20 protein-coding genes and 2 pseudogenes are annotated in these 21,663 nt (G+C 70.1%); 10 read left to right on the plus strand and 12 right to left on the minus strand.

The genetic code is table 11. The annotated features are described in order from the left end of the window. Positions 1-26: 26 nt before the first annotated feature. Both FDZ84_RS31560 and FDZ84_RS31565 read left to right on the plus strand, forming a co-directional pair. On the plus strand, positions 27-1,004 hold the full coding sequence (locus tag FDZ84_RS31560; protein WP_168588834.1) for a D-2-hydroxyacid dehydrogenase: 978 nt from the start codon (positions 27-29) through the stop codon (positions 1,002-1,004). Continuing rightward, positions 1,004-2,421: pseudogene (locus FDZ84_RS31565) on the plus strand (amidase). Before FDZ84_RS31560 ends, FDZ84_RS31565 begins: the two are co-directional and overlap by 1 nt. Positions 2,422-2,432: 11 nt before the next feature. Here FDZ84_RS31565 and FDZ84_RS31570 read toward each other — a convergent pair. Then, positions 2,433-3,398, minus strand: a complete 966-nt coding sequence (locus tag FDZ84_RS31570) for a YeiH family protein (RefSeq protein WP_168590489.1) — start codon at positions 3,396-3,398, stop codon at positions 2,433-2,435. 181 nt (positions 3,399-3,579) lie between these two features. On the opposite strand from FDZ84_RS31570, the gene FDZ84_RS31575 reads away from it, so the two are divergent. Further along, positions 3,580-4,494, plus strand: a complete 915-nt coding sequence (locus tag FDZ84_RS31575; protein WP_168590490.1) for a LysR family transcriptional regulator — start codon at positions 3,580-3,582, stop codon at positions 4,492-4,494. 6 nt (positions 4,495-4,500) lie between these two features. Here FDZ84_RS31575 and FDZ84_RS31580 read toward each other — a convergent pair whose 3' ends face one another. The 3 genes and pseudogenes from FDZ84_RS31580 to FDZ84_RS38235 form a co-directional block, all read right to left on the minus strand. Beyond that, complete coding sequence (locus FDZ84_RS31580; RefSeq protein ID WP_168590491.1) at positions 4,501-5,931, minus strand: aldehyde dehydrogenase family protein; 1,431 nt, start codon at positions 5,929-5,931, stop codon at positions 4,501-4,503. 75 nt (positions 5,932-6,006) lie between these two features. Next, positions 6,007-6,459, minus strand: coding sequence for a hypothetical protein (locus tag FDZ84_RS31585; RefSeq protein ID WP_168584136.1), 453 nt, complete (start codon positions 6,457-6,459; stop codon positions 6,007-6,009). After that, positions 6,416-6,730 (minus strand): annotated as a pseudogene (locus tag FDZ84_RS38235) (MFS transporter); the annotation flags it as partial. The gene FDZ84_RS31585 and the pseudogene FDZ84_RS38235, both read right to left, overlap by 44 nt. Positions 6,731-6,813: 83 nt before the next feature. Here FDZ84_RS38235 and FDZ84_RS31590 point away from each other — a divergent pair. The 4 genes from FDZ84_RS31590 (at position 6,814) to FDZ84_RS31605 (ending at position 10,260) form a co-directional block, all read left to right on the plus strand. Then, positions 6,814-7,524 (plus strand): GntR family transcriptional regulator, encoded by a 711-nt coding sequence (locus FDZ84_RS31590; protein WP_246868571.1) that lies wholly within the window; start codon positions 6,814-6,816, stop codon positions 7,522-7,524. Positions 7,525-8,022: 498 nt separating this feature from the next. Then, positions 8,023-8,643 (plus strand): dihydrofolate reductase family protein, encoded by a 621-nt coding sequence (locus FDZ84_RS31595; RefSeq protein WP_168588835.1) that lies wholly within the window; start codon positions 8,023-8,025, stop codon positions 8,641-8,643. A 55-nt stretch (positions 8,644-8,698) separates the two neighbouring features. Beyond that, the gene (locus FDZ84_RS31600) at positions 8,699-9,022 is read left to right on the plus strand and encodes a YciI family protein (protein WP_168588836.1); all 324 of its coding nucleotides are present in this window, start codon (positions 8,699-8,701) and stop codon (positions 9,020-9,022) included. Continuing rightward, on the plus strand, positions 9,019-10,260 hold the full coding sequence (locus FDZ84_RS31605; protein WP_168588837.1) for an RNA polymerase sigma factor: 1,242 nt from the start codon (positions 9,019-9,021) through the stop codon (positions 10,258-10,260). Before FDZ84_RS31600 ends, FDZ84_RS31605 begins: the two co-directional genes overlap by 4 nt. A 265-nt stretch (positions 10,261-10,525) precedes the next feature. Here FDZ84_RS31605 and FDZ84_RS31610 read toward each other — a convergent pair whose 3' ends face one another. The 3 genes from FDZ84_RS31610 to FDZ84_RS31620 all read right to left on the minus strand — a co-directional run bounded on the left by FDZ84_RS31610 (position 10,526) and on the right by FDZ84_RS31620 (position 13,004). Next, positions 10,526-11,674 carry an SPFH domain-containing protein gene (locus FDZ84_RS31610; RefSeq protein WP_168588838.1) on the minus strand — a complete coding sequence of 383 codons (1,149 nt, stop codon included), beginning with the start codon at positions 11,672-11,674 and terminating at the stop codon, positions 10,526-10,528. 16 nt (positions 11,675-11,690) lie between these two features. After that, the gene (locus tag FDZ84_RS31615) at positions 11,691-12,122 is read right to left on the minus strand and encodes an NfeD family protein (protein ID WP_168588839.1); all 432 of its coding nucleotides are present in this window, start codon (positions 12,120-12,122) and stop codon (positions 11,691-11,693) included. Between the two features lie 75 nt (positions 12,123-12,197). Beyond that, positions 12,198-13,004: a DUF3097 domain-containing protein gene (locus tag FDZ84_RS31620; RefSeq protein WP_168588840.1), complete on the minus strand. Its 807-nt coding sequence runs from the start codon at positions 13,002-13,004 to the stop codon at positions 12,198-12,200. A 140-nt stretch (positions 13,005-13,144) separates the two neighbouring features. On the opposite strand from FDZ84_RS31620, the gene FDZ84_RS31625 reads away from it, so the two are divergent. Next, complete coding sequence (locus tag FDZ84_RS31625; protein WP_210435246.1) at positions 13,145-13,918, plus strand: hypothetical protein; 774 nt, start codon at positions 13,145-13,147, stop codon at positions 13,916-13,918. A 227-nt stretch (positions 13,919-14,145) separates the two neighbouring features. Here FDZ84_RS31625 and FDZ84_RS31630 read toward each other — a convergent pair whose 3' ends face one another. From FDZ84_RS31630 to fabG, 4 genes are all read right to left on the minus strand, one after another. Next, a complete protein-coding gene (locus tag FDZ84_RS31630; RefSeq protein ID WP_210435247.1) occupies positions 14,146-15,165 on the minus strand; it encodes a ferrochelatase in 1,020 nt (339 codons plus the stop codon). 66 nt (positions 15,166-15,231) lie between these two features. Beyond that, complete coding sequence (gene fabI, locus FDZ84_RS31635; RefSeq protein ID WP_168588842.1) at positions 15,232-15,999, minus strand: enoyl-ACP reductase FabI; 768 nt, start codon at positions 15,997-15,999, stop codon at positions 15,232-15,234. 35 nt (positions 16,000-16,034) lie between these two features. Further along, positions 16,035-16,556: a zinc ribbon domain-containing protein gene (locus tag FDZ84_RS41190; RefSeq protein WP_168588843.1), complete on the minus strand. Its 522-nt coding sequence runs from the start codon at positions 16,554-16,556 to the stop codon at positions 16,035-16,037. Next, positions 16,531-17,235, minus strand: a complete 705-nt coding sequence (gene fabG, locus FDZ84_RS31645; protein WP_168588844.1) for a 3-oxoacyl-ACP reductase FabG — start codon at positions 17,233-17,235, stop codon at positions 16,531-16,533. Before fabG ends, FDZ84_RS41190 begins: the two co-directional genes overlap by 26 nt. Positions 17,236-17,411: 176 nt before the next feature. Between fabG and FDZ84_RS31650 the strand changes: the two genes are divergently transcribed. Further along, positions 17,412-20,273, plus strand: coding sequence for an FAD-binding and (Fe-S)-binding domain-containing protein (locus tag FDZ84_RS31650; protein ID WP_168588845.1), 2,862 nt, complete (start codon positions 17,412-17,414; stop codon positions 20,271-20,273). Between the two features lie 93 nt (positions 20,274-20,366). Beyond that, positions 20,367-20,717 (plus strand): thioredoxin, encoded by a 351-nt coding sequence (trxA, locus tag FDZ84_RS31655; RefSeq protein ID WP_168588846.1) that lies wholly within the window; start codon positions 20,367-20,369, stop codon positions 20,715-20,717. A gap of 211 nt (positions 20,718-20,928) precedes the next feature. On the opposite strand, the gene FDZ84_RS31660 is transcribed toward trxA, so the two are convergent. Next, positions 20,929-21,651 (minus strand): MgtC/SapB family protein, encoded by a 723-nt coding sequence (locus FDZ84_RS31660; RefSeq protein WP_168588847.1) that lies wholly within the window; start codon positions 21,649-21,651, stop codon positions 20,929-20,931. Between the last annotated feature and the right edge of the window lie 12 nt (positions 21,652-21,663).

Below are 21,663 nucleotides of genomic sequence, written 5' to 3' on the forward strand. Positions count from 1 at the left end.
CACGCAACAGCCCCTAAGGTCAGGTCATGATCAGCCGCACCCCCACCGTCGTCGTCCTGCACGACGGGAACCCGCCCGCAGAGATGGCCCGCATCCAGGATTACGCCGAGCTCCGCTACGCCGACGCCGACGAGCTAGCCACCGCGCTGCCCGGTGCCGACGTGCTGTTCGTCTGGGACTTCCGCTCCGACGCGATCACCTCGGCATGGCCGCACGCCGACGCGCTGCGCTGGTTGCACGCGGCCAGCGCCGGGGTCGATCACCTGCTGTTCCCCGCCCTGCGCGACTCCGAGGTGCTGCTGACCAACTCCCGCGGCGTCTTCGACCGGCCGATGGCCGAATACGTGCTCGGCGCCGTGCTCACCTTCGCCAAGGACCTGCACACCACCCTGCGGCTGCAAGACCGCAAGCAGTGGCGGCACCGCGTGACCGAACGCATCGAAGGCAAGAACGCGCTGGTCGTGGGCACCGGCCCGATCGGCCGGGCCATCGCCCGCCAGCTCACCGCCGCCGGGCTGTCCGTGTCCGGTGCCGGGCGCGTCGGACGCAGCGGCGACCCGGACTTCGGCGACGTGCACGCCTCCAGCGACCTCGCCCACGTCATCGGCGCCTTCGACTACGTCGTGCTCGCCGCCCCGCTGACCGAGCAGACCAAGGGGCTCGTCGACGCCGAGGTCCTCGCCCACTGCCGCCCAGGCGCGAGGCTGATCAACGTCGGCCGCGGCGAACTCGTCGCCGAGACCGACCTGATCGCCGCCCTGCGCGCCGGGAAGCTGGCCGGTGCGGCGCTGGACGTGTTTGAGACCGAGCCGCTGCCGGAGACCTCGCCACTGTGGGAGCTGCCCAACGTGCTCGTCTCCCCGCACATGTCCGGCGACACCGTCGGCTGGGTCGACGAACTCGTCAACCTCTTCCTCACCAACCTGCGCAGCTACACCGACGGCACGCAGCTGCGCAACGTGGTCGACAAACACCGGGGTTACGTCAGCGGAACGGAGCACTGATGGGCAACACCCAGCCGGCCGCCCGAACGGCAGCCGACCTCACCGCCACCGAACTCCTCGCCGGATACGCCGCCGGCGAGCTGTCCCCGGTGGAGGCGACCGAAGCGGCGCTGCGCCGCATCGCGGACGCGGACGAAGCGGTCAACGCCTACTGCCTGGTCGACGCCGATCGGGCGTTGGAACAGGCCAGGGCATCCGAACAACGCTGGCAGCGCGGCGAACCCGCCGGGCGGCTGGACGGCGTGCCGACCTCGATCAAGGACATCTTCCTGACCAAGGACTGGCCGACGCTGCGCGGCTCCCGAACCATCGACCCACACCAGCAGTGGACCGTCGACGCCCCAGCGGTGGCACGGTTGCGGGAGCACAACGCGGTGTTCATCGGCAAGACCACCACACCGGAGCTGGCGTGGAAGGGCGTCACCGACAGCCCGCTGCACGGCATCACCCGCAACCCGTGGGACCCGACTCGCACCGCCGGCGGGTCCAGCGGTGGTGCAGCTGCGGCCGTAGCGCTGGGCATGGCCCCCTGGCCATCGGCACCGACGGCGGCGGCTCGGTGCGCATCCCTGCTGCGTTCTGCGGCATCGTCGCGCTCAAGGCGACCTACGGCCGGATCCCGCACTACCCCGCCAGCCCCTACGGCACCCTGGCCCACGCCGGGCCGATGACCGCCACGGTCACCGAGACCGCGCTGATGCTCGACGTGCTGTCCGAACCGGACAGCCGGGACTGGTCCGCGCTGGAACCGCCGAGCGGGTCCTTCGTGGACCGGCTCGACTCCGGGGTGTGGGGCCTGCGCATCGCCGTCAGCCTCGACCTCGGCTTCGGCACCTTCGTCGATCCCGAGGTGTCGCGCGCGGTCACCGCGGCCGCCCGGGCCTTCGAGGAGCTCGGGGCCGTCGTCGAGGAAGTCGATCCCGGCATCACCGATCCGGTAGAGGACTTCCACGTGCTGTGGTTCGCCGGTGCCGCGAAGTCCGTCGAGCACCTCACCGCCGAGCAGCGGGAGCTGCTGGACCCGGGCCTGCACGAGATCTGCCGACTCGGGCTGACCTACTCCGCCCAGGACTACCTGGAGGCGACCAACACGCGGATGCTCATGGGACAGCGCATGGGAGCGTTCCACCAGACCTACGACCTGCTGCTCACCCCGACCGTGCCGATCCCGGCGTTCGCAGCGGGCCCGGAGGTCCCGGCCGGGTCCCCCAGCCCGCGCTGGACGAGCTGGACCCCGTTCACCTACCCGTTCAACATGACCCAGCAGCCCGCCGCGAGCATCCCCTGTGGACTTACCGCTGACGGGTTGCCGATCGGCCTGCAGATCGTCGGCCCCCGCCACGGCGACGCGAAGGTCCTCCGCGCGGCCCGCGCCTACGAGCGGGCACACCCCTGGCAGCGCGCCAGAACCTCCTGATCGGAGCGACTTCACGCCAGGGTGAGCATGGTGGCGAAGCCGAGGCCCGTCACCAGAATCGTGGAGCAGGCGCCGAGCGCGAAAGCCTTGGCGCCGTTTCGCAGCAGCGCCTTGATCCGCACCCCGAACCCCAGCGCGAACAGCGCACCCGTCAGCAGCAGGGTGGTCAGCTGCTTCGCGCCGTCCAGCACGGCCTCCGGCAGCACACCCCCGCTGCGAACCGCCACCGCGACCAGGAATCCGAGCACGAACAGCGGCATGATCGGTGGCCGCTTGCCACTGTCGGCGGCGCTGTGGCGGCGTTCCACCACGCTGACCGCAATCACCATCGGCGCAAGCAGGACAACCCGGCTGAGCTTAATGACCACTGCGACCGCCACCGCGGCCGCGCCGGCCGGCGACGCGGCCGCCACCACCTGCGCCACCTCATGCACGCTGCCGCCGGCGACACGGCCGATCTCATCGCCCGACAACCCATACCCGACGGCCACCGCGGGCAACGCAAGCATCGAGATAGTCCCGAAGACCGTCACCATCGCCACGCTCGTGGCCACGTCCTCGTCATCGCGCTCGACCACGCTCTCCATCGCCGCCACCGCCGACGCACCGCAGATCGAAAAACCCGTCGCCACCAGCATCGACAACCCGCGCGGAACCCCCATCAACCGACCGATCAGCAACGTCCCCACGAAAGTCAGGGCCACGATCAACAGCACCGCCACCACAGTGCCCGCACCGAGCCCCAGCACCTGCGTCACCGACAGCTGCAAACCCAGCAGCACCACCCCGACGCGCAGCAACTTGTTCGTCGACCACGCGATGCCCGGCCGCGCCGACGCCGGAAAACCCGGCACGTTGCCGGCCACGATGCCCACGACCACCGCGACGGTCAACGCGCTCACCGCCGGAAACCGCCCAGAGATCGCCATGGACACCGCGATCGCCACGGCGGTGACCGCGAGACCCGGCCACAACACCGCAACGCCTGCACCTGACTGCTGCGAGCTGAATGTTTTCGTCACCCGTTCAGGCTCGCCACGACGCCGCCCGCGCAGTAGCCATGATCTGCACAGGAGGTCATAGCCAAAGTGCATGCCCGACCAGCGAAACGGGCGGCAAGCAGCCAGACTCACTTGGCTGCTGACCTACCCTGAGCGCATGACCCCGCCCGACCCCGAATCGCTCCGGCTCCTGGTCCTCGTCGGCGAGCTCGGCAGCATCGGAGCCGCAGCGGCCGAGCTGCGGGTCAGCCAGCCCTCGGCGAGCAAGCGCCTCAGCCGACTGGAGCGCCAACTCGCCCTACCGCTGGTGGAACGCACCCGCCAGGGCTGCACGCTCACCCCTGCCGGGGTCATGGTCTGCGACTGGGCCAAGCAGGTCCTGGCGCACGTCGACGGCCTGATGAACGGCGTGCGGGCGCTGCGTGCCCAGCACGAGGCCAAGCTCCGCGTCGCCGCCAGCATGACCGTCGCCGAATACCTCGTTCCCCGCTGGATCAGCCAGCTGCGCCGCACGCTGCCCGACGTGCACCTGGAGCTCGACGTGGCCAACTCCTTATCCGTGGCCGAAGCCGTCCGCCACGGACACGCCGACCTCGGCTTCATCGAAACCCCGGTGCCACCCGAAGGCGTCTCGGTGCGGTTCGTGACCCGCGACCGCATGGTCGTCGTCGCACCGCCAGAGCACCCGTGGGCCAGGCTTCGCCGCCCGCTGACCGCCACCGAACTCGCCGCGACCCCGCTGATCGTGCGCGAACACGGCTCCGGCACCCGCGAAACCCTCTACCGCGCGCTCGCCGGAGTCGGTGCCGACCCGGTCACCCCGCTGCTCGAGCTTCGCTCCACCACAGCTGCCCGCAACGCCGTCGTTGCCGGCGCCGGGCCCGCAGTCCTCAGCGTCCTCGCGGTCGCCACCGACCTCGCCGAGCAACGCCTCGTCGACGTCCCCGTCGCAGCGCTCGACCTGCACCGCCCGCTGCACGCGGTCTGGCGCTGCGGCCTCCAGCTCACCGGCTCCGCCGCGGCCCTGCTGGCCACCGCCATGCGCACGCCGGAGGCGAGCCCCACCGAGTAAGGACCGCTATTCCTCGTCCCAGGCTGACATCACGTGCTTGATCCGGCTGTACTCCTCCAGGCCGTAGCGGCCGAAGTCGCGCGCAGACGCCGAATGCTTGAACCCGCTGTGCGGCATCTCCGCCGTGAACGGGTGGTGCGTGTTGATCCACACCGTGCCGGCCTGCAACCGCCGCGACACCCTCATCGCCCGCGCATGGTCGCGCGTCCAGATGCTCGACACCAACCCGTAGCGCACGCCGTTGGCCAGCTCGACAGCCCCCTGCTCGCTGTCGAAGCGCTGCACCGTCAGCACCGGCCCAAGCACCTCGTTCTGCACCAGCTCGTCGTCCTGCTCCACACCGGCGACCACCGTCGCCTCGTAGAAGAAGCCCCGCTCCCCCTTGCGCCGCCCACCGACGACGATCCGCGCGTGCTCCGGCAACCGCTCCAGATGCGCCTGCACGATCTCCAGCTGCCCCAGGCTGTTCAACGGCCCGAACGCCGCGTCCAGATCCTGCGGCGGCCCCGGACGCATCGCCTCGGCCCACTCGGCCAACGCCACCACGAGCTCGTCGAACACCGCCGGACCCGCCAGCACACGGCTTGCCGCCGTGCAGCTCTGCCCCGCGTTGCCGAACGCCGCAGCCGCGATCCGCCGGGCCGCCCGCGGCACGTCCGCGTCGTCGAACACCACCGCCGGGGCCTTGCCACCGAGTTGCAGGTGCGCCCGCTTGAGGTCGGCGGCCGCGGAACCCGCGACCTCCATCCCGGACCGGACCGTGCCGGTGATCGAGAACATCCCGGGCACTTCGTGCGCCACCATCGCCCGGCCGCTGTCACGGTCCCCGCAAATCAGGTTCAACGCGCCCGCGGGCAAGAACTGGCCCGCGATCTCCACCAGCAGCGCAGTGCTCACCGGCGTCGTCTCCGCGGGCTTGATCACCACCGTGTTGCCCGCAGCCAGAGCCGGCGCGAACTTCGCCGCGGCCAGCAGCAGCGGATGCGTCCACGACGTGACCTGCGCGCACACCCCGATCGGTTCGCGCCGCGAGAACGACGTGTGCCCCGGCCGGTATTCGCCGCCGGCCCCGTCCTCCTGGACCCGCGCCGCCCCGGCGTAGAAGCGGATCAGGTCCACCGCCATCGGCAGCTCGTCGTCGCGCACCACCGACCAGGGCTTTCCGGTGTTGCGGCACTCTGCCACCACCAGCTCATCGGCCCTCTCCTCGACGGCATCGGCGACGTCCAGCAGCACCTGCTGCCGCTGCCTGGGCGTCGTCTGCGACCAGGATTCGAACGCCGACGCGGCCACCGCCATCACCGCGTCGACGTCCATCCAGCGCGTCAGCGGAGCGGTGCCGTACTCCTCGCCGGTACTCGGATCCACCAGCGGTAGCGTCTCGCCGGCCAGGGTGTCGGCGGGCTCGCCGTCGACGAAGTTGTGTAGTTCCAACACCGTGGTCAAAAGATAGGCCTCCATCGCCGGGCCGACCGCCGTTGGCCGACCAGGTGCTACGTCCGCCAACCGACCCTATCCCCACGGCCGAGCGTGTGAAGGCGGCTCGCCGGGGCGGCTCGTCTTCGGCCGCCGCAGCCACTGCGCCAGGGTGCCCACCGCCATGAGGACCAGCACTGGCGCGAACGCCCACCGGTAGGCCTGCGCCGCCGGCAGGTCCGATACCGACTGCACCGCGCCGACCACCAGCTGGATCAGCACCGCCGCGCTGAGCCCGCCCATGTTCACCACATCCGGGGCGGTTCCGCAGCGGTGCGTCGCGTTGGCCATCCGCGCCCCGTCGAAGGCCAGCATGGCCCCGCCACCGCCAGCGCCGATGAACACCAGCGCCACCACCAGCAGCGGCATCGGCAACGTCCCCGGCCAGAGAACCAGCACCGCCCACACCAGCTCCACAGCCGTAGACAACCCCAGGGTGTAGCGGTCCCGCCGCTGCGGGCGGCCCGACGGCCATCGCGACCATGCCACCGGTGATCACCCTCCGCGGCCCGAGCCGGTCGGCCAGCAGCCCCGACGGCACCTGCAGGACCAAGTAGACACCCAGCTGCAGCGCGGAGAACAGCGCCAGGACCGCCGGGCCGGTGTCGAAGCGCCGCAACGCCTCCGGTGCCGCCACGCCGAGGCCGGCCCGGTGGAAAAGCGCCGCGCAACAGCAGGGCGCGCCGACTCCCCACATCAGCCACGCCACCTTCGACGATCTGGGGCGATCGCCCTGCTCCCCGATGGGTGACGCGGTCATGACGGTCTTGGACACCGGAAACTCCTCCCTGGAGAATCTTGTATTCAAGATAGATACAAGATGGGCGGAAGTAGGATGACCTCGTGTCGAGCGCAACACCACGCGACCCCGTGTCCTCCGCCACTCCCGCCGTACCCGGGCCGCCCGCCGCGGACCGGGCGTATCAGCACGTCAAAGCCGGCCTGCTGGACGGCAGCTACCCCGACGGCGACCTGCTGTCCGAGGGCGAGGTGGCGAACGCGCTGCAGATGTCGCGCACACCGGTGCGCGAGGCGTTCCTGCGCCTCCAGACCGAGGGGTTCCTGCGCCTCTACCCGAAGCGGGGTGCGCTGGTCGTGCCGGTGACCCCCACCGAGGCCCGGGCGGTCGTGGAAGCCCGGCTCGCGCTGGAGACTTTCGCCATAGAAAAGCTCGCCATGCAGGGCCGGGACGCGATGGCCGCCGTCGGCGAGCAGCTCGCCGCGCACCCCGCGTGCGATGCCGCCGAGCTCAGCGACGCCGGGATGCACGAGGCCGACCGCGCATTCCACGCGACCCTGGTGGCCGCGGCAGGAAACCCGGTGGTCGCCGACCTCTACAACGCCCTGCGCGACAAGCAGATGCGGATCACCGCCACGGCCCGAACCCACGCCGTGCGCCCTCGCATCACCCAGCAACACGCACACCTCGCGTCGGCGATCCGGGACGGCGACCCGGAGCTGGCCAAGGCCCGGCTGCGCAAGCACCTGCTCGGCACGGTCCGCGCTTTCGGGGTCGCCGGCGGCCCCTATCTCGACCCGGAATCGGACCTATGAAGCCGTTCGGCTCTCCTCTCAAGCCTTTGCGACGTCGCAAAGGGCGATTAATTTCGGTCAAAACTGAAATAATCGTGATTGCAAAACTGACGGGCTGCGGGGCCGCTTGGCTTCGTCGTCGCTCATCAGCGCAACGAATAATGATCATCATCGTGTCCGTTGTGGACAATGCGTGCGCGGAAGCGGGGTTGTTGGGGGCCGTCGGTGACACGACAGGGGGCTGGTCGCGCTCGCGCCCGAGCCGTTCGACGCCCGCCACTACTGGTCAGGATCTTCGCGATCGATCTGGTCCAAAGAGCTTGTCCGCACTGGGCGCGCTTGAGGAAGTGGAGCGCGGTCGCCGCGAAACTGTCGTGTTGTCGGATCGCTGACGACCGGCGTCGGCGGAAAGTTCTCCGAAAGAAATCCGGGAGGCGGTGTCGGATCGGGGCGGAGGTGTTCGTAGCAGGGGTGAGGCCGCCCGCAAGGGGGCGGCGCCAAGGTAAAGGAACCGCGATCATGAAGCTGACGACCATGACTCAGGTCACCCTCGATGGAGTGATGCAGGGAAACGGCGGCGCGTCGGAGGAGGACCGCAGGAACGGATTCGAGCGCGGCGGATGGGCTCGCGGGCAGGGCGACAACGAGACCGACGTGTTCATCAACGAGACCTATCAGCGCGCCGACTCGTTCCTGTTCGGCCGGCGGACCTACGAGCTGTTCGCCGGCTCGTGGGGATCCTGGACGGTCCAGGATGTCCCTGGCTGGGAGCCCGTCATGCGGGCCTTGAACACACGGCCCAAGTACGTGGCATCGACCACACTCACTGATCCGGCGTGGTCGGGCACCACCGTCCTGTCCGACGATCTTGCGACCGCCATCGCGGACCTGAAGGCCAAGCCGGGGGGTGAGCTACAGGTGCACGGCAGTGGCACTCTGACCCGGTGGCTGCTGGCCAACGATCTGGTCGACGAGATGACTCTGATCGTGGTCCCGGTGATTCTCGGCCAGGGCGCGCGGTTGTTCCCGGAGACCGGCCCGGATCTCGCGCTCGACCTGGTCGAGTCGCGAGTGGACTCGAAGGGCGTGACGGTCCAGGCCTACCGGCCAGCCGGGCGCCCGCAGTACGCAGGAAACTGACGCGCCTGACCGGCACACTACACAGTCTTGACACACCACAGGAGATGATCTTCAGATGCGGTACCTGGTTTCCGTGATCGATGACAAGAGCAATCCCGGCAGCACGGACAGGCAGCCTGCCATCAGCGCGTTCAACGAACGGCTGATCGCCGAGGGCTACTGGGTTTTCGCGGGCGGACTCGCAGACACCACCGCGGCCACGGTCATCGACAACCGGGGCGAGCAGGCGGTGTTCAGCGACGGGCCTTTCGTGGAGTCGAAGGAGTACCTTGCCGGCGTCTGGGTGTGGGAGGCCCCCGATCTGGATGTGGCGCTCAAGCTCGCCACCGAGGCGTCGAAGGTCTGCGATCGGAAGATCGAGGTGCGACCGTTCCAGTGAACAGGGTCGACGTCCGCGAGGTGGTCACCCGGGCCTACCACGAGGAGTGGGCCCGGGTGGTCGCTGCCCTGACCAGGCGTTTCGGTGACCTCGACATCGCGGAGGAAGCGGCGGCCGAGGCCTTCGCGACCGCCGTCGAGCGGTGGCCGGCCGACGGCGTGCCGCCCAACCCCGGCGCCTGGCTGACCACCACCGCCAACCACAAGGCCATCGACCGCATCCGGCGCGAGAACAAGCGCGACGACAAGCAGAAGGAGGCTCAGATGGTGTACGACGACGACCCGCCCGAGCCTCTCGGCGCCATCGACGATGACCGGCTCCGGCTGATCTTCACCTGCTGTCACCCGGCGCTGGCGACGGAAGCCCGCGTGGCGCTGACGCTGCGCATGGTCGGCGGTCTGACCGTGCCCGAGATCGCCCGCGCCTTCCTGGTCGCCGAGAGTGCCATGGGGCAGCGGATCACCCGCGCGAAGGCCAAGATCAAGGCGGCGCGCGTCCCCTATCGGATGCCGTCCGGCGAGGATCTCCCGGCCCGCGTGTCCGGCGTGCTGGCCGTCCTGTTCCTGGTGTTCAACGAGGGCTACCTGGCGACCGGCCCGGACACCGATCCGGTGCGGGACGACCTGACCGCCGAGGCGATCCGGCTCACCCGGCTGATCCGTGCCCTGCTGCCGGCGGACGGCGAGGTGGCCGGGCTACTCGCGCTGATGCTGCTCACCGAGGCCCGCCGCACCGCCCGGGTCTCCGCCGGCGGCGAACTGGTCCCGCTCGGCGAGCAGGACCGTGGTGTCTGGGACGCGGCGCTGATCGCCGAGGGACATCGACTGGTGCGCGAACGCCTGGCCGCTGCCGCCGGCGGGGCGGCTCCTGGTCGCTACCAGATCCTCGCCGCGATCAACGCCGTGCACACCGCCGCCCGCAACATGCGCGACACCGACTGGTCGCAGGTCGTCGCCCTCTACGACCAGCTCGTCCGCATCGACCCCTCGCCGATCGTGGCCCTCAACCGGGCCATCGCCGTCGCCGAGCTCGACGGCCCAGAGGTGGCCCTGGCGGCTGTCGACCGTCTTGAGGACAGGTTGGCCGGCTATCACGCCTACCATGCGACCCGTGCCGATCTGCTGCGCCGGCTGGGCCGCAGCCAGGAGTCGCGCGCGGCCTACGCCAAAGCCATCGAACTGGCCGGCAACACCGCCGAGGCCGCCGCCCTGACCCGCCGCCGCGACCAACTGCGGTAGCGCCCACCGATCCCGATCGAAACCCCGCAGGCAACGGCGGCCGACCCCGGGGCCCTGCCGATGCATTCCGCAATCTGTCGCGCCAGCGACAGATTGCGCTTCGTCCGAGCTTCGAATGCTCGCGGGAGTTCTCTGTCCGGGATCCGGAAGGCGACAGCTGGAGCTTCGGGACATACGCGGGCAGCTGACGCCCTAACCCCTTCGATGCGGCAACGAAAAGGCTCGGCGGGACGTTCGGTCCAGCCGAGCCTCGGACGAACTCCGCTCAGCCCTGCTGCTGCGGCGGCTCCGGCAGCGCGGTGGGGGGAATGCCCGGGCTGGGCACCTCCTTGCGCGCCACCGCCTCAGCCGCCCGCACCGCTTCCGCGACCTCCGGGGTCGTCGAGGTGTCGAACCAGGACTTCACCGACTCCTCTTCCTCCTCCGGAGCGGCGGTCGGCGGCTCCTCCTTCGGCGGCTCGTAACGGAACACGCCGTCCTCGCCGGGAGCGCCGAGCATCCGCGCGAAGCCCTCCAGGGACTTGCCGAAGTCGCTGGGCACCACCCAGACCTTGTTCGCGTCGCCCTGCGCCATCTGCGGCAGGGTCTGCAGGTACTGGTAGGCCAGCAGCTCCGGGGTCGGCTTGCCGCGCTTGACCGCCGCGAAGACCTTCTCGATGGCCTTGGCCTGCCCCTGCGCCTGCAGGTACCGGCTGGCCCGCTCACCCTGCGCCCGCAGGATGCTGGACTGCCGGTCGGCCTCGGCGGTTAGGATCGCCGCCTGCTTCTGGCCCTCTGCCGCGAGGATCGCCGCCTGCTTCTGCCCCTCCGCGGTCTTGATCGCCGATTCCCGGGTGCCCTCGGCGTTGAGGATCATCGCGCGCTTCTCCCGGTCGGCGCGCATCTGCTTCTCCATCGAGTCCTGGATGGACGGCGGCGGATCGATGGCCTTGAGCTCGACCCGCGCGACCCGGATGCCCCAGCGACCGGTCTCCTGGTCCAGCACCCCGCGCAGCTGCGTGTTGATCTTGTCGCGGGAGGTCAGCGTCTCCTCGAGGCTCATCGCGCCGACCACGTTGCGCAGCGTCGTGGTGGTCAGCTGCTCCACCGCGATGATGTAGTTGGAGATCTCGTACACCGCAGAGCGCGAATCGGTGACCTGGAAGTACACCACCGTGTCTATAGACACCGTCAGGTTGTCCTGGGTGATCACCGGCTGCGGCGGGAACGAGACGACCTGCTCGCGCAGGTCGATCCGGGCCCGCACCCGGTCGAAGAACGGCACCAGGAAGTTCAGCCCGGGCTCGGCCACCGACCGGAACTTCCCGAGCCGTTCGATCACCGCCGATTGGGCCTGCGGCACCACCATCACCGACTTCACGGCGATGATCAGCACCAGCAGCACCACGACCACTAGCACGATCAGTCCGGTCATGCGTACATCCATCTCCTCACAACTCGGTCCCCACGACGGCGGTCGCGCCCGCGATCTCCACGACGATGACCGTCTGGCCGACCTCGATAACCTGGGTTTCGTCGAACGCCCGAGCCGACCAAAGCTCGCCGTTGATGCGAACCTGACCGCCGTGCGCATCCACAGTGGATTCCACCAGTGCATGCCTGCCGACTAGCGCGTCCACATTGGTCTTGAGTTCACCGGGGTGGTGCATCCGTCGCTTCAGCGCCGGTCGCGCCAGGAAGATCAGCCCCAGCCCCAGCACCGCGAACACCACGGCGTCTACTGGCAGCGGAGCGCCCAGCGCCGAAGCACCCGCCGCGCCCAGAGCCGCGGCGCCCAGCATCACCAAAACGAAGTCCCCGGAGAGCACCTCGGCACCAACGAGCAGCACCCCAGCGATGAGCCACAGCAGCGCGGGTGTCATGTCTCCCATGGTGGCAGACGCGAACAGGCCCCGGCTGGCCGATTCACCGGGCGTGATCAACGCGTGATGTCGGGCTCAGCCGTCCTCGGTGACGAAGTCGATCAGCCGCTCGACCGCGGTCAGCAACGGGGTCTCCACGTCGCGGAAATTCGACACCGACGAGAGGACCCGCCGCCAGCCGTCGGCCGGCTCGGGCCAGCCCAGCTCCGCGCAGACCCCCTGCTTCCAGTCCTTCCCGCGCGGCACCCGCGGCCAGCCCACGATGCCCAGTGCCTGCGGCTTGACCGCCTCCCAGATGTCGACGAACGGGTGGCCGGTGATCAGCACGTGCGGGTCGTCGATGCCCGCCACGAGGCGGGACTCCTTGCTGCCGGGCACCAGGTGGTCCACCAGCACCCCGACCCGCCGCCCCGGCTCGGGGGCGAACTCCGCCAGTAGCCCGGGCAGGTCGTCGACGCCATGCAGCGGCTCCACGACCACGCCCGCCACCCGCAGGTCGTGCCCCCAGATGCGCTCGACCAGCTCGGCGTCGTGCTGGCCCTCCACCCAGATCCGGCTGCCCCGCGCGGTGCGCGCCCGCAGGCCCTCGACCCGCACCGATCCGGACGCCGAGCGCGTCGGCTTCGCCTGGGCAGCGCCGCGCACCGGCACCAGCGTCGCGGGCTTGCCCTCGAACAGGAACGCGGCCGGGCGCATCGGGAACAGCCGCTGCTTGCCGTGCCGGTCCTCCAGCACGACGGTGCCCTTCTCCACCCTCAGCACCGCGCCGCAGAAACCGCTCGCCGGGTCTTCGACCACCAGGCCGGGTTCGGCGGGGATCTCGGGCACCTTCCGCCGTCGCGGGCCCGCGAGGATGTCCTTGCCGTAGTTGACCGAACGCACGAGGCATCACGGTAATCCGATCGTGGACAACTTTGTGTGCGGCGCGCCGCCGAAGCGCAGATCACAGTGGAACGCCCCCGGACGACAAGGCGGCGGTCCGATCCGTACCCTCTTTCGACGTGCCTTGCCCAAGCGCCACGATGGTTGTCTGGACGTCCGCCTGGCTGCACGGTGCAGCCGCTTCGGACGACGTGCTCGATGCCCTGCAGACCTGGGCCGAGTCGCAGGAGGTGCAAGCCGCCGACGCGGATCTGGCCGCGCTGCTGGACCTTCCCGGCCCGCAGGAGACCCCGGCCGGTCCGGCGCTGCTGCTGGCAGCGCTGCGCAAAGCCGGGGCCGGCAACAGCGAGCTGGTGCTGCCGGTGCCCGGCGACGCCCGCGGCCTCGGCGGCTCGAGCCCGTTCGCGAAGCTGGCGATGCGCGTCGGCGAAGCCGTCGTGCTGCCGCAGGCCGGGATCGGGCTGGTCCCGCAGCGCATCGCCGAGGGCATCCTGCGCTGGACGGCGTTCGAAATCGGCGATCTGCCGCCAACCGAACATTTGCCGATCGGCGAGGCCGAACACGGCATGGCCTCGGCGATGCGGGAAGCGGCCAGCGCGCTGATCGATCTCGGCGTGGCCAAGCACCGCCCCGGGGTGCGGGAGGAGATCGGCAAAACCGTCGCGTCCCGCCCTGCGCCGCCGTGGCCGGAAGGCGTGCCGCAGCGCACCCTCCGGATCCTGCAGCGAGCCACCGAGGTCGAGGCGATCCTGTGGGTGGCCACCGAGGACGCGCCCGGCGCTGCCATGTCCGCCTCGGCGATCCGCGGCCGCACGGAGGCCCTGCGCCCGCTGTTCGACGCGGTCCGCGCCGCCCGCCGGGCGTCGGTCGCCGAGATGGTCCGTATCCTCGCCGACCGAGCGGAGAAGTCCTGATCCACCCGTTCCTGGAAACGTGACGGACTCCTTTCGCCAAATCACCTGGACAGCCAAATCACCTGGACAGCCAGATGCGGCGACCGCATGCGTTAGAACCGGTCCTTCAAGCCGTCGCGCGTCCCGAATGACCAACTGGGCGGGGCCGAGGACGCGCTCCGGGTGATGTTCTCGGCCTCACCGCGCCCCTCAAGGCGGAACAGGTGTCCCCACGCGGAACCGGCCCGTCAGCAACCGGGGGCGCAGGGTTCACCGTTGGTGGTGGAACCTGCTGCTGGCATCGCGGAGAGCTTCCGCGGCTCGACGCCGTCGGTGTGCTCGGCGATGAGTTCGACGATCAGCTTCGCGAACCGCGGGTCCGGACCGGCCGTCGCCGCGCGGGCGAAGCCCATGCCCAGCTCTGCGGCCTTGTCCTTGGCCTCGTTGTCCAGGTCCCAGATCACTTCCAGGTGGTCGGAGACGAAGCCGATCGGGCTGACCACCACCGCCTGGACGCCCTTGGCGTGCAGGTCTTCGATGTGGTCGCAGATGTCCGGCTCCAGCCACGGCACCTGCGCCGGTCCGGACCGCGACTGCCAAACCACGTCGTAGTCAGCCTCCCCGGCCGCCTCGGCGACCAGCCGCGACGCCTCGGCGACCTGACGGGAATACCACTGCGGCGCACCGTCCGGTCCCTCCTGCCTATCGGCCCTCAGCGGGATCGAGTGCGCGGTGAACACCAGGCGCGCCTGCTCGCGCTGCGCCGGGTCCAGCTCGGCGAACGCGCGGCGCACCGCGTCGGCGTTGGCCCCGACGAACAGCGGGTGGTCGAAGAACTGCCGCAGCTTCACCAGTTCCGGGGCCCGGTCACCGACCGCGGCGCGGGCCCGCGCGATGTCCTCGTGGTACTGCTTGCAACCCGAGTACCCGCCCCAGGCGGAGGTGGCGAACACCAGTGCGCGGCGCACCCCGTCGTCGGCCATCTTCGCGACGGTTTTCTCGACCATCGGGTGCCAGTTACGGTTGCCGAAGTAGACCGGCAGCTCCCGGCCCTGCGCGGCGAGTTCCGCCTCCAGGGCCGCCATGATGTCCTTGTTGAGCCGGTTGATCGGCGACACCCCGCCGAAGTGGTGGTAGTGCTCGGCGACCTCGTCGAGGCGTTCCAACGGCACTCCCCTGCCTCTGGTCACGTTCTCCAGGAACGGCCGGACTTCATCCGGGCCTTCGGGGCCCCCGAACGACAGGAACAGCAACGCATCAAAGCTCACCCGACCATGATGCCGCCGCCCGACGAGCGCCCGCAGCCGGGGCACCGGCCGCGGGCGCGTCGCAACTCAGATGCCGAGGGCGTGCACGCCGCCATCGACCATGATCATCGAACCGGTGGTCTTGGGCAGCCAGTCCGACAGCACCGCGCACACCGACTTGGCCACCGGGGTGGGGTCGTTGACGTCCCAGCCCAGCGGAGCGCGGTCGCCCCAGCCGGCCTCCAGATCGGCGAAGCCCGGGATCGACTTGGCCGCCATCGTCCGCACCGGACCGGCCGACACCAGGTTGACCCGGACGCCCTTCGGCCCCAGCTCGCGCGCCAGGTAGCGGGAGGTCGACTCCAGTGCGGCCTTGGCCACGCCCATCCAGTCGTAGGCGGGCCAGGCGACGCGGGCGTCGAAGTCCATGCCGACGATCGAGGCGCCGTCGCTCAGCAGCGGCAGCGTGGCGGTGCTCAGCGACTTGAACGAGTACGCCGAGACCTCTAGCGCGGTCGAGACGTCCGACCACGGCGCCGCCAGGAAGTCCCCGCCCAGGCAGGACGCCGGGGCGAAGCCGATGGAGTGCAGCACGCCGTCGAGGCCGTCGACGTGCTCGCGCACCCGGTCGGCGAGGCTGTCGAGGTGCTCGTCGCTGGTCACATCCAGCTCCAGCACCGGCGCGGGCTTGGGCAACCGGCCGGCGATGCGCTGCACCAGGCTCATCCGGCCGAACCCGGTGAGCACCACCTCGGCGCCCTGCTCCTGGGCGACCTTGGCCGCGTGGAACGCGATCGAGGCGTCCGTGATCACGCCGGTGATCAGAATCCGCTTGCCTTCGAGCAATCCGCTCACGTGTTTCCTGCTTCCTATTCATTGACCACGGTGGATCACTGATGGATGGGTTCGCCCTCCGCGCACACGCATAAAGGCGTTGCGCTGGAATCCTGGTCCGGCAGTCTGGACCGTTGGCGATCGTCACGTTCCCGCAAGGTTTGTCTCACCCGCATGTGTGGCGTAAACAAGGTGATGCCGGGGTCACCTACCCTCAGCAGGACATTGATCGCGGCAGCATGATCCGCGTGCCACACGACCCCGCACCGAGTGCAATAAAGGCGGTCCCCGCGACGGTCCCCAACGAAACTCGTCCAGGGCACGACTTGTGCCGTGTAGGCAGCATTGACCAGCCGCAACGCAGAACCTCTGCGCTCACCGCAACCGAGACGAGAATACCTGCACGATCGACGCCGAGTCCGGTCGCGGCTGTCCTGCGCTGCCGCCGGGTGTTGGGCAGCTGGCCCCACCAACGCCGCCATCATTGCCAATGAGCATCGGACCAAGGAATGCCTTGTGTCAGGCCACTGCGTCCGTCCAACCGGACCGGACTCAGTGGCCCATCCCGAGGCCGCCATCGACCGGGATCACCGCGCCGGTGACGTAGGCCGCGGCGTCGGAGGCCAACCACTCCACAGTGGCCGCGATCTCCTCGGCTGCGGCGAACCTGGCCAGCGGGATCTGGCCGAGGATCTCCTTCTTGCGGTCCTCGGGCAGCGCGTCGGTCATGTCCGTGGTGACGAAGCCGGGCGCCACCACGTTGGCCGTGATGCTGCGCGAGCCGAGCTCCCGGGCGATCGAGCGCGCCAGGCCCACCAGGCCCGCCTTGCTCGCCGCGTAGTTGGCCTGCCCGGCGCCCCCGGAGAGCCCGACTACCGATGAGATGAAGACCATCCGGCCCTTGCGGTTGCGCAGCATGCTGCTGGCCGCCCGCTTGGCCACCCGGTATGAACCGGCCAGGTTGGCGTCGATGACCCGGGTGAACTGGTCCTCGCTCATTCGCAGCAGCAGCGTGTCGTCGGTGATGCCCGCGTTGGCCACCAGCACCTCGACCCGGCCGTGCGCGGCTTCCACCTCGTCGAAGGCCGCGGCCACCTGCTCCGGGTCGGTGACGTCGCACTGCACCCCGAACAACCCCTCCGGGGTGCCCGATCCGCGGTGCGTGACCGCGACCTTGTCCCCGGCGGCCTGGAAGGCCTTCGCGATGGCCAACCCGATGCCGCGGTTGCCGCCGGTCACCAGTACGGACCGTGCCACTGTGGATCTCCCCTCGAACGATGCCCAAGATTCGTTTCAGCCGCGACATTATCCGCTCACGATCCCCGGCCGCTCGTCGCCTCCATACAGAAATACCTGCACCGTGTCGTGGTCCCCCTACAGCGACCGGGGCAGGCAGACTGCGCTACAGGAGCCCCGACCCAGGAGGCGCTTTCATGGCCACCTCGTTCGACAACCTCGCCGCCGAGCTGCGCGGCGCGCTGTCCTGCCCGGTTCGTTTCGACCCCGGCACCCGCGCGCTGTACTCCACCGATGCGTCCAACTACCGCCAGGTCCCGATCGGCGTGGTGCTCCCCCGCACCGAGGACGACGTGGCCGCGGCGGTCGCAATCGCCCGGCGGCACGGCGTGCCGATCACCGGCCGCGGCGCGGGCACCAGCATCGCCGGGAACGCCGTCGGTCCCGGCCTGGTGCTCGACTTCTCCAGGTACCTCAACCGAATCCTGGACATCGACCCCGAGCGGCGGCTGGCCCGCGTGCAGCCGGGCGTCGTGCTGGATTCGCTGCGGTCCGCGGTCGCCGGTCACGGCCTGACCTTCGGGCCGGATCCCTCCACCCACAGCCGCTGCACGCTCGGCGGCATGATCGGCAACAACTCGTGCGGCACGCATTCGGTCGCCTGGGGCAAGACCGTCGACAACGTGCATTCGCTGGACGTGCTGCTCGCCGACGGCACCCGACTGCAGCTCGGCGCGACCTCGCCGGCCGAACTGGACCGGCTGTGCACGCGCGGCGACCGGACGGGGCGCCTCTACCGGGAGCTGCGGGCGCTGCGCGATGACGCCGGCGACCTGGTTCGCCGCTCGTTCCCGGACCTGACCCGGCGGGTGTCCGGCTACAACCTGGACCAACTGCTGCCGGAGAACGGGTTCCACCTGGCCCGGGCCCTGGTCGGCACCGAGGGCAGCTGCGCCATTGTGCTGGGCGCGACGGTCCAGCTGGTGCCCTCACCGCCGGTCCGGGCGATGACGGTGCTCGGCTTCCCCGACACCTACGCCGCGGCCGACGAGGTGCCCCGGCTGCGCGGGTTGGACGCGCTGGCGATCGAGGGGCTCAGCGCCGAGCTAGTGGGCGTCGTGCGCCAGCGCAACCCCGGCTCGCCCGCATTGCCGCTGCTGCCCGGCGGTCGGAGCTGGCTGCTGGTGGAATCCGGCGGAGCCGACCAGGGCGGGGCCGAGGCGGCTGCGAAGCGCATCGCGGAGGCGATGGGTGAACGGGCGGAGAGCGTGATCCACACCGCCCCGGCCCGGATGGCCGCGCTGTGGAAGATCCGCGAGGAAGGCTCCGGCTACTCGACGCGGATGGCCGGTTCCGAGCGGTGGTCCGGGTGGGAAGACGCCGCCGTACCGCCCGAGCGCCTGGGCTCCTACCTGCGGGAATTCGACGCGCTGCTGGCCAGGTTCGGCCGCCGCGGGGTGACCTACGGCCACTACGGGGACGGCTGCATCCACGTCCGGATCGACTTCGACCTGCTGTCCTCCCCCGGCGCGACCGAATACCGGGCCTTCCTGGAGGCGGCGGCGGACCTGGTCGTCGCGCACGGCGGTTCGGTCTCCGGCGAGCACGGCGACGGCCAGGCCCGGTCGGCGCTGCTGACCCGGATGTACCCGCCCGAGGTGATCGATGCGTTCGAGCGGTTCAAGACCGCCTTCGACCCCGACGACCTGCTCAACCCAGGCCAGATCGTGCGCCCGCGCCCGGTCGACGCCGACCTGCGGCTGCTGGTGGCCCCGCCCCGGCTGCCGAGCCGGACCACGCTGGCGCTGCACGCCGACTCCGGCGATCTCGCGGCCGCGACCCGGCGCTGCGTCGGGATGGGCAAATGCCTGAACACCACAGGCGGGGTGATGTGCCCGAGCTACCGGGCCACGAAGGAGGAGAAGCACTCCACCCGGGGTAGGGCGCACCTGCTGTTCGAGATGCTGGCCGGTCGTGTCATCCGCCGCGGCTGGCGTTCGCCGGAGGTCCGGGACGCGCTGGACCTGTGCTTGTCGTGCAAGGGCTGCAAGTCGGACTGCCCGGTCGATGTCGACATGGCGACGTACAAGGCCGAGTTCCTGCACCACCACTACCGGCACCGCGTCCGCCCAGCCTCGCACTACTCGATGGGTTTCCTGCCGCTGTGGTTGCGCTTGGGGCAGCGCGTTCCGAAGCTGGCGAACCGGGTGCTCGCCGGACCGCTGGCCCCAGTGCTCAAGTGGCTCGGCGGCATCGACGCCCGGCGCGCGGTCCCGGAGCTGGCGCCGCAGACACTACAGGCGTGGTGGTCGGGGCGGCGCCCGATCGCCGACGCCACCACCCGCGTAGTGCTGTTCCCGGACACCTTCACCAACCACTTCGATCCGCAGATCGGCCGGGACGCGGTCGCGGCCCTCGAAGCGCTCGGCCACGCTGTGGCGATGCCGCGCGAGCCGGTCTGCTGCGGGCTGACCTGGCATTCGACCGGGCAGCTCGGCATCGCCCGCTCGATGGCCCGCCGCACGGCCCGCCTGCTGCGCCCCCGAGTCGACCAGGGCCTGCCCGTCGTCGGCCTGGAACCCAGTTGCACCGCCTTTCTGCGCAACGACGCGCTGGAACTCGCGCCGCACGACCCGGACGTCGCGGCGCTAGCCGCGGCGACCAAGACATTCGCCGAATGGGTCGAACCGACCCGCCCGCAGTGGCGGCGAGCAGAATCCGGGCCAGAGGCGCTGGTGCAGGTCCACTGTCACCAGCACGCGGAACTGGGCTTCGCCGCCGATCAGGCCACATTGGACGCCACCGGAACCCGCACGCGGGTGCTGGATTCGGGCTGCTGCGGCCTGGCGGGGAACTTCGGCTTCGAACGCGGCCACTACGACGTCTCGATCGCTTGCGCCGAACAAGCCCTGCTCCCGGCCGTGCGAGCGGCCGACCCGGGCACTGAGATCGTCGCCGACGGCTTCAGCTGCCGAACCCAACTCCGCCAGACCAGCGAAACCGAGCCGGTCCACCTCGCCACCCTCGTCGCCCGCGCTCTCGACGTCAGCGGGTCTTGACGCGGTGGGATGGATGCGATAACGGGCCGGGAATGCGAGGCCGGTGCCCCGTGTTCCCCCGGGTACGCCCGCAACCAGCCAGGAGGAAATCAGATGGCAACGGTCGAGCTGACCACCGAGAACTTCGACGAGGTCGTCTCCGGCAACGAATTCGTGATCATCGACTTCTGGGCCGATTGGTGCGGCCCGTGCAAGATGTTCGCGCCGGTCTTCGAACGCAGCGCCGAGAAGCACGACGACATCGTCTTCGCCAAGGTGGACACCGAGGCCCAGCCGCAGCTGGCCGGAGCCTTCGAGGTCCGCTCCATCCCTACACTGGCGATCGTCCGCGACGACGTCCTCGTCTTCCAACAGCCCGGCGCCCTCCCGGAGAACGTCTTCGAAGACCTCATCCGCCAGGCCCGCGAACTCGACATGGAAGAAGTCCGCAATAGCGCGAAGTGAGTAGGACGTGTTTTATAAGCGGCGGCAGCCGCTTGCGGTGTGGGACTCAACTGGCACCACCGCGGGGGCTGTGCCCGCCGAAGGGCTCTCGGCGAGGCCAGTCCCCGACGCGGTGAATTGGCATTCATGATGTCGGGGAACACATGCGCGAGAAGGCCTCTGAGGTTCCGCTACCCGCACCGCTACGCAAACCACTTTCGACACAGGCGCTCTAGAAGCCCGGTTCGAAGGCCTCCCCGACCGCGGTGTGCAGGACGCCTGGCAGCGCGCTGATCTCTTCGACCAGCGCCGCTGCCGGGGCTTTGCCTCGCAGCCTCAGCGCGACCACGGCGGTCCGCTGCTGCTCGTCGTCGGTGTCCTCGCGTTCCACTTCTAGATCCATCACGGTCCACCCGCGGCTGGTACACAGCGTCAGCACGCTGCGCAGCACGCCGTACCCGTCGAGGTAACCGATGCGCAGCACCTGCGGCTCCCGCAGCGACTTGCGCATCAACCGCAGCAACCGCGGATATCCCATCGCCACGAAGAAGTGCACCGCCGTCACCGCCGCGGCCAGCACCACCAGGCCGCTGCCGCAGGCCATGCCGACCGCGGCAACCACCCACACCGTGGCCGCGGTGGTCAGGCCGCGCACCGCGTCGCGGCGTACGAAGATCAAGCCACCGCCGATGAACCCGATGCCCGAGACGATCTGCGCCGCCACCCGCGACGGGTCGAACGAGACCCGGTCGAGCACCAGCAGATCGCCGAAGCCGTACTTGGACACCAGCATGAACAGCGCCGCGCCGACGCCCACCAGGGCGTGCGTGCGGAGTCCGGCGCTCTTGGCCCGGATCTCCCGCTCCAGCCCGATCAAGCTGGAGAACAGCAGCGCGGTACCCAACTCGACGAGCAGTGGAACCTCGCCCAACCCGGCTACAACCGCACCCGACATCCCTGGAACGTA

This window comes from Saccharopolyspora sp. ASAGF58 (genome assembly GCF_012277335.1).
Taxonomy (GTDB): domain Bacteria; phylum Actinomycetota; class Actinomycetes; order Mycobacteriales; family Pseudonocardiaceae; genus Saccharopolyspora; species Saccharopolyspora hattusasensis.